At 35.1% G+C, this 12,502-nt stretch carries 10 protein-coding genes; all 10 read left to right on the forward strand.

Going from position 1 to position 12,502, the window contains the following annotated elements; all coding sequences use genetic code 11:
* Positions 1-201 precede the first annotated feature (201 nt).
* The 10 genes from miaB to deoC all read left to right on the forward strand — a co-directional run bounded on the left by miaB (position 202) and on the right by deoC (position 12,480).
* Entirely contained in the window at positions 202-1,629 is a 1,428-nt protein-coding gene (gene miaB, locus J3U56_RS06920) for a tRNA (N6-isopentenyl adenosine(37)-C2)-methylthiotransferase MiaB (RefSeq protein ID WP_267333990.1), read from the forward strand.
* Between the two features lie 119 nt (positions 1,630-1,748).
* Positions 1,749-2,771, forward strand: coding sequence for a PhoH family protein (locus J3U56_RS06925; RefSeq protein WP_267333991.1), 1,023 nt, complete (start codon positions 1,749-1,751; stop codon positions 2,769-2,771).
* An 87-nt stretch (positions 2,772-2,858) separates the two neighbouring features.
* Positions 2,859-4,727, forward strand: coding sequence for a penicillin-binding protein 2 (mrdA, locus tag J3U56_RS06930; protein WP_267333992.1), 1,869 nt, complete (start codon positions 2,859-2,861; stop codon positions 4,725-4,727).
* 2 nt (positions 4,728-4,729) lie between these two features.
* Positions 4,730-5,836, forward strand: a complete 1,107-nt coding sequence (gene mrdB / locus J3U56_RS06935; protein ID WP_267333993.1) for a peptidoglycan glycosyltransferase MrdB — start codon at positions 4,730-4,732, stop codon at positions 5,834-5,836.
* A gap of 14 nt (positions 5,837-5,850) precedes the next feature.
* Positions 5,851-7,032 carry a serine hydrolase gene (locus J3U56_RS06940; protein WP_065633743.1) on the forward strand — a complete coding sequence of 394 codons (1,182 nt, stop codon included), beginning with the start codon at positions 5,851-5,853 and terminating at the stop codon, positions 7,030-7,032.
* A gap of 1,058 nt (positions 7,033-8,090) precedes the next feature.
* Positions 8,091-8,828 (forward strand): 30S ribosomal protein S2, encoded by a 738-nt coding sequence (rpsB, locus tag J3U56_RS06945; RefSeq protein WP_065633745.1) that lies wholly within the window; start codon positions 8,091-8,093, stop codon positions 8,826-8,828.
* A gap of 85 nt (positions 8,829-8,913) precedes the next feature.
* Positions 8,914-9,774 (forward strand): translation elongation factor Ts, encoded by an 861-nt coding sequence (gene tsf / locus J3U56_RS06950; RefSeq protein WP_065633746.1) that lies wholly within the window; start codon positions 8,914-8,916, stop codon positions 9,772-9,774.
* 119 nt (positions 9,775-9,893) lie between these two features.
* A complete protein-coding gene (gene pyrH / locus J3U56_RS06955) occupies positions 9,894-10,628 on the forward strand; it encodes a UMP kinase (protein WP_267367173.1) in 735 nt (244 codons plus the stop codon).
* A 29-nt stretch (positions 10,629-10,657) separates the two neighbouring features.
* A complete protein-coding gene (frr, locus tag J3U56_RS06960; protein ID WP_323849501.1) occupies positions 10,658-11,215 on the forward strand; it encodes a ribosome recycling factor in 558 nt (185 codons plus the stop codon).
* Positions 11,216-11,814: 599 nt separating this feature from the next.
* The gene (deoC, locus tag J3U56_RS06965) at positions 11,815-12,480 is read left to right on the forward strand and encodes a deoxyribose-phosphate aldolase (protein WP_267333994.1); all 666 of its coding nucleotides are present in this window, start codon (positions 11,815-11,817) and stop codon (positions 12,478-12,480) included.
* Positions 12,481-12,502: the final 22 nt, after the last annotated feature.

A 12,502-nucleotide genomic window follows, 5' to 3' on the forward strand; every position in this document is an offset into this window, starting at 1 on the left:
AGCAAAATAGCCTATTTTTTACTGTTAAATTTTTTCTAACATATTGCTATATTCAATAAAAAAATCCAATACGTTACTTTGTTTTGTTATTTTTCATTTTTATTATAGACCCTACTATTACAAAGGATTACAATATGGCACGCTAAAATCGCGGATTTAAACCCGTTTTCATTTTAACAATTAAATATAGCTGAGTTATTGATGAGCAAAAAACTACATATCAAAACTTGGGGCTGCCAAATGAATGAATATGATTCAACTAAAATGGCAGATCTCCTTGAATCCACCCACGGTTTAACTTTAACAGAAAATGCAGAAGAAGCAGATATTTTATTACTCAATACTTGCTCTATTCGTGAAAAAGCCCAAGAAAAAGTATTCCATCAATTAGGTCGTTGGAAAAACTTAAAACAACATAATCCAAATATTATTATTGGGGTAGGTGGTTGTGTTGCTTCACAAGAAGGTGCACATATTCGTAAACGCGCACCATTTGTTGATATTATTTTCGGACCACAAACTTTCCATCGTCTGCCTGAAATGATTGAGCAAGTTCGTAGTGGTAAAGGCAATCATGTTGTTGATGTCAGCTTTCCTGAAATTGAAAAATTTGACCGTTTGCCAGAGCCGCGCAGTGAAGGGCCAACAGCTTTTGTATCGATTATGGAAGGATGTAATAAATATTGTACTTACTGTGTGGTACCTTATACTCGAGGTGAAGAAGTCAGTAGGCCATGTGATGATGTTATTTATGAAATAGCTCAACTTGCTGAACAAGGCGTTCGTGAAGTCAATTTACTCGGTCAAAATGTAAATGCTTACCGCGGTCCAACATTTGATGGTGATATCTGTTCTTTTGCTGAACTACTACGCTTAGTTGCGGCTATTGATGGTATTGATCGTATTCGTTTTACAACCAGTCATCCAATTGAATTTACTGATGATATTATCGATGTTTATCGTGATACGCCAGAATTAGTTAACTTTTTACATTTGCCGGTACAAAGTGGTTCAGATCGTGTGTTAAATCTGATGAAACGCACACATACCGCTATTGAATATAAATCAATTATTCGTAAATTACGCAAAGTTCGTCCTGACATTCAAATTAGTTCAGACTTTATTGTTGGATTCCCTGGTGAAACCCAAGAAGATTTTGAACAAACCATGAAACTCATTGCTGATGTGAATTTTGATTTAAGTTATAGCTTTGTCTATTCAGCACGACCAGGTACGCCAGCAGCCGAAATGGAAGATAACGTCACAGAAGACGAGAAAAAACAGCGTTTATATATATTGCAAGAGCGCATTAATCAACAAGCGATGCAATTTAGTCGCCGCATGTTAAATACTGTGCAACGTATTTTGGTTGAAGGACCTTCGAAGAAAAACTTAATGGAATTAACAGGACGTACTGAAAATAATCGTATTGTTAATTTTGAAGGTCTACCAGATATGATTGGAAAATTTGTTGATGTAGAAATAACTGATATTTATCCTAATTCTTTACGAGGAAGAGTGGTTCGTACTGAAGATGAAATGGATTTACGAGTCAATCAATCGCCAATGTCAGTAATTTCACGAACGCGTAAAGAAAATGATTTAGGGGTAGGTATTTATCATCCATAACTATAAGAAAATATCGTGAAGTGTTATCACTATGCTGTGCACTTTTTAATGCGTTAAAATATTAAATATTATATCAATAACGCATTGGCAGTTAATTTTAATTATTAGAGGACTTATCATTGAATATTTTGACTTGTGAAACTTTACTTGAGCCGGCTGATAATCAGCGGTTAAATAGTCTTTGTGGTCCTTATAATGACAATATAAAACAATTAGAGCGTCGATTGGGTATTGAAATTAACCATCGTGGTAATCTATTTTCAATTACCGGTGATCCTATTTGTGTTACTGCGGCCAACGATATTTTAAAAGTACTTTATAAGCAAACTAAATTAAAAAATAAAATAGTTGATATTGAACCAGAACAGATTCATTTAGCTATCAAAGAATCTGGGGCACTTGAAAAAGCAAGTGAACACTTACCTGCTTATGTTGATTATCAAGCAGGTAAGCTTGTTATGATAAAAACTAAGCGTGGTGTAATCAAACCCAGAACAGCAAATCAAGCGCAATATATTGCGCATGTGTTAGATTATGATATCTCGTTTGGTATTGGTCCGGCAGGAACAGGTAAAACCTATTTAGCGGTAGCCGCAGCGGTTGATGCTTTGGAAAAGCAACAAATTCGTCGAATTGTATTAACTCGCCCTGCGGTTGAAGCCGGTGAAAAACTGGGGTTTTTACCCGGCGATTTAAGTCAAAAAGTGGATCCTTACTTACGTCCTCTTTATGATGCTTTATTTGAAATGTTAGGTTTTGAAAAGGTTGAAAAACTCATTGAAAAAAGTGTTATTGAAGTTGCGCCTCTAGCTTATATGCGTGGACGTACTCTTAATGACGCATTTATTATTTTGGATGAAAGCCAAAATACGACTATTGAACAAATGAAAATGTTTTTAACCCGTATTGGTTTTAATTCTAAAGCAGTCATTACTGGTGATATCACGCAAATTGATTTACCTCGCCATCAAAAATCTGGATTACGTCATGCAATTGAAGTATTAAGCCAAGTTGACGAAATTAGCTTCAATTTTTTTAATAGTGAAGATGTTGTTCGTCATCCTGTGGTTGCAAGAATCGTCAATGCTTATGAAAATTGGGAAGAACAACATAAGCATCAATCTGGCGAAAGAAGTATTTAGAGGAGTCATATTATCCCTATCTCAAGTAAAAAAAAGAGAAGCAATATTCGAGATCACTCGGCAGAAACAAACCTGTTTTTGCGGCGAGTGTTATTTGCTTTTGTTATTATCTTATTATTAATATCGGTTTTACTCGGTAATTTAGCTGATTTGCAGATTTCTAATTTTAGTTATTACAGTACAAAATCGAATAATAATCGTATCGAAATTATTCCCATTCCACCTAGCCGTGGAATGATTTATGATCGCAATGGCACACCCTTAGCCATTAACAATATAACTTATCAACTCAATATTATTCCTGATAAAATCAAAAATCTTAATGAGCAATTTAATGAATTAAAAAATATTGTTAATTTGACTGACGAAGATATTGAAAATTTTCAAAAAGAACGCCGTAATTATAAAGCTCATCGACCGGTGCCACTTAAGGACAATTTAACTCAAAAGCAAATTGCGCGTTTTGTTGTTGATCAACATCGTTTCCCTTATGTTTCAATTGTGGGTATACAGCATCGCTATTATCCATTTGGCGCATCATTAACGCATATTATTGGTTATATTTCAAAAATTAATACTGCTGATAAACAACGTTTAGATGATGAAAATAAAACCAGTGATTATGTGGCAACCTTTAATATAGGTAAAATGGGTATCGAAAAATACTACGAAGATGTATTACATGGTACGCCAGGATATGAAAAAGTTGAAGTTAATAGCCGAGGGCGCATTGTTCGTCAACTTAATCAGCATCCACCACAAGCTGGTGAAGATATTTACCTGTCTATCAATCTTAAATTACAACTTTATATCGAACAGTTACTTGCTGGCCGAAAAGCAGCAGTGGTTGCTATTGATCCTAATAATGGTGAAATTTTAGCATTGGTTTCAAGTCCGAGTTACGATTCTAATCCGTTTGTTGGTGGAATATCGAATGCTAAATATAGCGAATTACTCAATGATCCTAATAAACCTCTTTATAACCGAGCATTACTTGGCTCTTATCCGCCTGCTTCAACAGTAAAACCCTATATTGCCATTGCCGCTTTAAGTGAAGGTGTTGTCACACCCAAATCGACTATTAATGATCCGGGTTGGTGGCAACTACCTGGTACCGATAGACGATATCGAGACTGGTTAAAATGGGGACATGGGCGCGTTGATGTGTTAAGAGCAATTGAAGAATCAGTTGATACCTATTTTTATCAAGTTGCTTATGATATGGGTATCGATCGTTTACATCAATGGATGACTAAATTCGGTTATGGTGAACGAACCGGTATTGATATTTCACCAAATGAAGAAAATAAAGCCGTTATGCCTAGTCGTGAATGGAAAATGCAACGTTATAAAAAAGCTTGGTTACAAGGTGACACCATTCCGGTAGGGATTGGCCAAGGTTATTGGACAGCAACACCTATACAGTTAGCTAAAGCACTTACTATTTTGATTAATAATGGTAAAACTTATACGCCACATTTTTTATTATATAAAAAGAGCGATATTTTAAATACCAATTCGAATCCACCTGCAGTTAATCAACAAAATTATATTGAAACTAATAGTTTAGTTGATGTTAATCCCAATTACTGGGCATTAGCTAAAGAAGGCATGCATCGGGTAATGTTTGGTGCACGAGGAACAGCTCGAAAAGTTTATGCTGATGCAAAATACCAAGCAGCCGGTAAATCGGGCACTGCACAAGTTTATGGTTTAAAAGAAGATGAAGTTTATAATGCCCATAAAATTCCTGAACACTTACGTGATCATGCGTTATTTGTTGCTTATGCTCCTTTTGATAAACCAACTATTGCGTTAGCCATTGTGCTTGAAAATGGTGGTGGTGGTAGTTCAAATGGCGGAGCCGTCGCGCGAAAAATATTGGATTACTATCTATTAGGCGATAATTCAACGGAATTAGATGAAACTCCATCACATGCAGGGCATGAAGATTAATTATGAATAATATTAAAAAAACTTTTTGGCAAAAAATCCATATCGATCCACTATTTTTTTTATTTATTACACTATTACTTGGCTATAGCCTTTATATTCTTTGGAGTGCTACTGGTCAAGATTTTGATATGATGCAAAAACGGGTAATTCAAATTTTACTTGGTTATGTTGTCATGATTGCAATTGCGCAATTTTCGCCTAGAACCTTTGAAAAATGGGCGCCATATTTATATTTGTTCTGTATATTGATGTTGTTATTGGTCGATATTTTTGGTTATGTAAGTAAAGGTGCGCAGCGATGGTTGGATTTAGGTATTTTACGCTTTCAACCCTCTGAAATTGCTAAGATAGCTGTCCCATTAATGGTCGCTAAATTTATTCATCGTGATGGTTGTCCACCACCATTAAAAAATACCTTTCAAACTTTAATTATTATTGCTGTTCCTGCTTTACTTGTTGCTATGCAGCCAGATTTAGGTACTGCAATTTTAATTGTTATGTCAGGTATTTTTATCATATTTTTAGCTGGCATCAATTGGCGATTTATTTTTATTGCTATTATTTTAATTGCGATATTTTTACCGATAATGTGGTTTTTTCTTATGCATGATTATCAGCGACTTCGAGTATTAATGTTATTTAATCCTGAACTCGATCCTAGTGGTGCAGGTTATCATATTATTCAATCTAAAACCGCTATCGGCTCTGGCGGGATCTGGGGTAAAGGCTGGCTTGAAGGCACGCAATCTCAGTTAGAATTTTTACCGGAAAGACATACTGACTTTATTTTTTCCGTTATTGCTGAAGAGTTTGGTTTTATCGGCACGATAATACTATTAGTGTTATTTTTATGCTTAATTATCCGTGGATTAGTTATTGCGGCGCAAGCTCAAACCACATTTGGTCGTATACTCTCAGGTGGTTTAATTTTAGTGTTTTTTGTTTATGTCTTTATTAATATTGGTATGGTTAGTGGAATCTTACCGGTAGTTGGTGTACCATTACCGCTAATAAGTTATGGTGGCTCTTCCTTAGTCGTATTAATGGCAAGTTTTGGCATTATGATGTCTATTCACACTCATCGATACATGTTATCTAAAAATATTTAACGGAATTGAATTAAATGAAAAAGAAATTTAAATTATCTTTTGCTTTGTTAGCGCTTGCAATTTGTTCTTCGGCATCAGCTGAAATGGCTTTTCCTATTCCTGCTATTCCTCAATTAGATGCTGAATCTTATATTTTAATTGATGCTAAATCTGGTGAAATTTTAGCGCAATATAATGCTGAACAACAACGCGATCCAGCAAGTTTAACGAAAATGATGACCAGCTATGTAGTTGGTCAAGCATTACAATCAGGGCGTATTAAAAATGATGATATGGTCGTTGTAAGTAAAGATGCTTGGGCAACAGGAAATCCTATTTTAAAAGGCTCATCATTGATGTTTTTAGAAGTGGGTAAAACGGTTTCGGTTTCTGATTTAAATAAAGGAATAATCATCCAATCTGGTAATGATGCCTGTATCGCAATGGCTGAACATATTGCAGGTAGCCAAGGTGCTTTTGTTAATTTAATGAATGAATATGCAAAAAAAATAGGTTTAGAGCATACGCATTTTGAAACCGTACATGGCTTAGATGCGCCTGGGCAATATACAACAGCAAAAGATATGGCATTTTTAGGAAAAGCATTAATCCATGATTTACCTTCCGAGTACGCTATTTATAAAGAAAAAGAGTTTACTTACACATTATCTAAACCACAATTAAACCGAAATGGTTTACTTTGGGATACCACTTTAAATGTTGATGGTATTAAAACTGGGCATACCAATGCTGCTGGTTATAATTTAGTTGCCTCAGCTGTTGATGGTAATACGCGTTTAATTTCTGCTGTATTAGGTGGACGCACGTTTAAAGGACGTGAAGAAGAGAGTAAAAAGTTATTAGTTTGGGGATTTCGTTTCTTCGAAACAGCTAATCCAGTCAAAGCAGGTACGCCATTAACAACAGAATCTATTTGGTATGGCGATCAAAATAAAATTCAGTTGGGTGCAATTGAAGGTGCTTATGTTACTGTGCCAAAAGGGCGTTCGGCTGATGTACAAGTACAATATATTATTGATGATTATATTTACGCACCTATTACTAAAGGGACCAGTGTAGGTAAAATGCAGTTTTTATTAGATGGCAAAATTATTAATGAACAGCCATTAGTTGCATTACAAGATGTTGAAGAAACAGGATTCTTTGGATCGGTATGGGATTGGATTTGTTTAAAATTCAATCAAATATTTAACTAAGTATTTAACTAAATTTTATTAAACCATTTAATAAGTCAAAACTTATTGAATGGTTTTTTATAACATAAAACAATTTGTCAACTTATTCACAGCACAAAGGTAACGTTCTTACAGCGCTTATTACTTTGTTAGTCACGCGACAATATTTATTCTATCTTGCTTGATTTACGAGCATTGCCTGTTTATTACTCATCCCTTTTAAAAAGATAACTGTTTGGTCTTATAAAATTATCTTTCCAACAACGTTTTGAAAAGAAGAGCGTTACGATGTCAAACGGTATAAAAATCTACCAGATGTAACGCATTAAAACTTTTAAGATCAGCAACTATTGATGTTACATCTAGCTCATCTACTATAAGCTCTCGTTTTTCTAAAGTAATTTTGGCCGGTTTAGCCTAAATATTAACTATTTTATGCGTGGCTAAAGTCGGGATAAAAGTCATTTGTTACACGTAATTTTTAATCACTAAAATCGGCAAATAACGGTAATTTATCTTTAACGCATGAGGATACAAAAGCTTTTTAATATAACTTACTCTTAGTAATATCTCTTTTAACTCGTTATAACATCTTTTTATCGGTTGATATTGTATATTCTTAATACGATTAGAATAGAAGCATAATTAAAAAGTGAATGAAGACTAACGACATAAGCTAACAAGATGACAGTAAAGCTAATTTTTAACGTGTAAACACACAGTATTAATAAAGCTAGCGTTTATATTTGTGGATTAAAAAAATACTTAGTAAGTTCACGAAATTTATTCAAATTTTTATTTTTTGAGGTTACTTTCTTTTTAATGCATAACACTATTGTTGCTATTTTTATAGAAATAACGCTAGCAAACCTTATCTAAATATGGTATAAAACGCGCGCAACTCTTCACATTCATTTTTCAAAAAATCCTTGTGAGGTAAAGCAAAAATTTTAAAATTTAATTAACGTTATAACACACACATATCATTACTCTTTGCCGGGGTGCCTTTTACTTTAAGTCATAAGGTCGGATAAAGCGGATATGTGGAGGCATAACCCCAACGTCAAAATGAGGAAATCATGACTACAGTATCAATGCGCGATATGTTACAAGCGGGTGTACATTTTGGACACCAAACTCGTTATTGGAACCCAAAAATGAAACCATTTATTTTTGGTGCTCGTAATAAAGTTCACATCATCAATCTTGAAAAAACAGTTCCTTTATTCAACGAAGCGTTAGCTGAATTAAACAAGATTGCCGCTCGTAAAGGTAAAATTTTATTTGTTGGTACAAAGCGTGCAGCTAGCGAAGCGATTAAACAAGCAGCAGAAAGCTGTGGGCAATACTACGTAAATCACCGTTGGTTAGGTGGTATGTTGACTAACTGGAAAACAGTACGTCAATCAATCAAACGTTTAAAAGATTTAGAAACACAAGCTAGTGATGGTACATTTGACAAATTAACCAAAAAAGAAGCACTAATGCGTGCTCGCGAAATGGCTAAATTAGAAAATAGCTTGGGTGGAATTAAAAATATGGGTGGCTTACCCGATGTGATTTTTGTTATTGGTGCAGACCATGAACATATCGCAATCAAAGAAGCTAACAATTTAGGTATTCCAGTCATTGCTGTTGTTGATACAAACTCAGATCCAGATGGTATTGATTATATTGTTCCAGGTAATGATGACGCAATTCGTGCTATTCAATTATATGCAAATGCGGTTGCTGATGCAGTACGTTCTGGTCGTGAACAAAACCAATCTCCAGTATCTGAAGAAAGCTTTGTTGAAGAAGCGCCAGCAGCTGAGTAATAAACTCAAATATTTTCAGGGTCGATAATCAGTATCGACCCATTCTAATGAAAATCATCACAATGGTTAAATAGAGGATTAAAAAATGGCTGAAGTTACCGCTTCTATGGTAAAAGAACTGCGTGAAAGAACAGGCGCAGGCATGATGGAATGTAAAAAAGCATTAGTTGAAGCGAATGGTGATATTGATCTTGCTATCGACAATATGCGTAAATCGGGTCAAGCAAAAGCGGCTAAAAAAGCTGGCCGTGTTGCTGCTGAAGGTGTAATTATTTCTAAAATTTCTGCTGATAAAAAATCAGGTATTATTTTAGAAATCAACTGTGAAACAGACTTTGTTGCAAAAGATGCTGGTTTTATCGCATTCAGCGAAAAAGTAGCAACAGCTGCATTAAATGATCACATTACTGATCTTGCTGCTTTACAAGCTAAATTTGAAGAAGAGCGAACAGCGTTAGTTGCTAAAATCGGTGAAAACATTGGTATTCGTCGTGTTCAAGCAATCGCTGGTGATGTGGTTGGTAGTTACCAACATGGTGCTCGTATCGGTGTTTTAGTTGCAGCTAACAGTGGCTGTGATGAAGAATTAGTTAAACATATCGCTATGCACATCGCTGCAAGTAAACCTGAATATGTTAATCCAAGTGATGTTCCGGCTGATGTGGTTGAACATGAACGCAATATTCAAATCGATATTGCAATGCAATCAGGTAAACCACGTGAAATCGCTGAAAAAATGGTTGAAGGCCGTATGCGTAAATTCACGGGTGAAGTATCGCTTACTGGTCAACCATTTGTAATGGATCCAAGTAAAACTGTAGGTGATCTACTTGCTGAGAAAAAAGCGACAGTTGCGACATTTATCCGCTTTGAAGTGGGTGAAGGTATCGAAAAAGTCGAAGTTGATTTTGCAGCCGAAGTTGCTGCGATGTCGAAACAATCTTAATTGTTTTATAAAAACCGCCGTAAAGGCGGTTTTGTTTATCTACAAAATATTTTAAAATTATTACCCGCTAGCTAACCTAGTTTGTCAGGTAATTAAATAACGAAATAGTGAGACTTCATATGGTAACCCCTTTCTATAAACGTATTCTTCTAAAACTCAGTGGTGAAGCACTACAAGGCGATGAAGGTTTTGGTATTGATCCCACCGTTCTTGACCGTATGGCACAAGAAATAAAAGAACTAATCGAAATGAATGTTCAAGTGGCTGTTGTTATTGGGGGCGGTAACCTATTTCGTGGTGCAGGTCTTGCTAAAGCAGGTATGAATCGAGTAGTTGGCGATCACATGGGGATGCTAGCAACGGTAATGAATGGTCTTGCAATGCGTGATGCTCTGCATCGAATAGAAGTTAATGCGCGTTTAATGTCTGCTATACCTTTAAATGGTGTGTGTGATGATTATCGTTGGACTGAAGCAATTAGCTTACTTCGTCATGGTAAGGTGGTTATCCTTTCAGCAGGTACAGGTAATCCGTTTTTTACAACCGATTCTGCTGCTTGTTTACGTGGTATCGAAATTGAAGCAGATGTGGTTCTAAAAGCGACTAAAGTTGATGGTGTATATTCTGCTGATCCTGTTAAAGATCCAAATGCAATGCTTTATAAAACATTAAATTATGAAAAAGTGTTAGATGATGAACTAAAAGTTATGGATCTTGCCGCATTTACATTAGCGCGTGATCACAATTTACCTATTTGTGTGTTTAATATGAATAAACCTGGTGCATTACGCCGTGTCATTTTAGGTGAACCAGAAGGAACATTAATTAATAATCAGGCAACAGTTAGCTGTTAGTCTTTGTTATTTTAAATAAGGTTTTTATTATGCTAAATGAGATTCAAAAAGAAGCGCAATCGCGCATGGAAAAAAGTATTGATGCGTTTCAAACTCATATTTCTAAAGTGAGAACAGGCCGTGCATCACCAAGCTTATTAGATGGTATTATGGTTGAATATTACGGCAGTCCAACACCACTACGTCAATTAGCGAACGTGGTTGCAGAAGATGCAAGAACCCTTGCTATTACAGTATTTGATAAATCATTAACACCAATAATTGAAAAAGCAATTTTAACTTCAGACTTAGGACTTAATCCCGCATCAGCAGGTACAGTAATTCGAGTGCCTTTGCCACCATTAACTGAAGAACGCCGTCGTGATTTAACAAAAATCGTGCGTAACGAAGCTGAACAAGGTCGCGTGTCTATTCGTAATATTCGTCGTGATGCCAATGATCAGATTAAAGCACTGTTAAAAGATAAAGAAATTTCAGAAGATGATGAACGTAAATCACAAGATTTGATTCAAAAAGCTACCGATGCGGCGATTAAAAAGTTAGATTCGGTACTCGCCGATAAAGAAAAAGAGTTAATGGAATTTTAATTTGTGAGTTTATAAGCCTAGTTATAACAACTAGGCTTTTTTTTATGTAAATAATTTGCTTCTTAAGATCGGTTTTTTCAATTAATGTTTCATAAAAATGGATAGTTACTGTTTTATTATTTTATTTGTTGGATGCAGTGATAATTCCTATTCACCGTCAGCATCGCAAAAGCAGGTTAATGATTCCAATCCACTATAGATAGTTCAGCATTATGCCTAATTAACCGTAAATTCGGAAAAAAGTTAATTTGAGTGCTAATCATGGTAAAAGTACTAATCCTAAATAGAAAAGAGTTTTAGGCATGATTTATCATTGATCTTCGATCAAATGGATGAGCGACTGTAAACACGACTGGTTGATATTGATATTACCAAGCTTAAAAACGGTTAATTATAACTGAGTTTTTATTTAGTAATTATTGGTTTAAATTGTCTATATTGTGTGATTAGTTTTGTTTCTAATTATCATAATTTAAGTATATAATGTGATGAAAATAACATTATAGGGCTATATTTGTTATTTTTATAACATTTACTAACATTTATAAATGACTAACAATATTTACTAGACATCATTAACAATAATTAAAGGAAAGCTTATGGATTATGCAAAGTATATTGATCATACTCTACTTGCAATGAATGCCACAGAAGATCAAATACGTAAACTCTGTGATGAAGCAAAGCAGTACCATTTTTATTCCGTGTGTGTGAATTCTGGTTATGTACCTTTAGCCGCTAGCTTATTAAAAGGTAGCGACGTCAAAGTTTGCTCGGTTGTTGGTTTTCCTCTTGGTGCGATGTTAACTTCTGCAAAAGCATTTGAAACTGAAATGGCGGTTAAAGCAGGTGCGCAAGAAATTGATATGGTTATCAATGTTGGTTGGCTAAAAAGCAATGATTGGGATGCCGTTAAAAAAGATATCGATGCGGTCTTTAAAGCATGTAATTCAGTGCCATTGAAAGTAATTTTAGAAACTTGTTTATTAACTAAAGATGAAATCGTAAAAGTTTGTACAATTTGCAAGGAAATTGGCGTTGCTTTTGTTAAAACTTCTACAGGATTTAGTACATCAGGCGCAACGGCTGAAGATGTCAAATTGATGCGAGACACCGTTGGTGATAAAATGGGTGTTAAAGCATCAGGTGGTATTCGCGATCGGCAAACTGCTGAGAAAATGGTTCAAGCTGGTGCTACACGGTTAGGCGCTAGTGCAGGCATTGCAATTGTTTCAGGCAATTCTACCTCATCAAGCAACTATTAATTGATCCTTTCATAAGCTACTG

It is taken from the genome of Gilliamella sp. B2824, from assembly GCF_026536245.1.
Taxonomy (GTDB): Bacteria; Pseudomonadota; Gammaproteobacteria; order Enterobacterales; family Orbaceae; genus Gilliamella.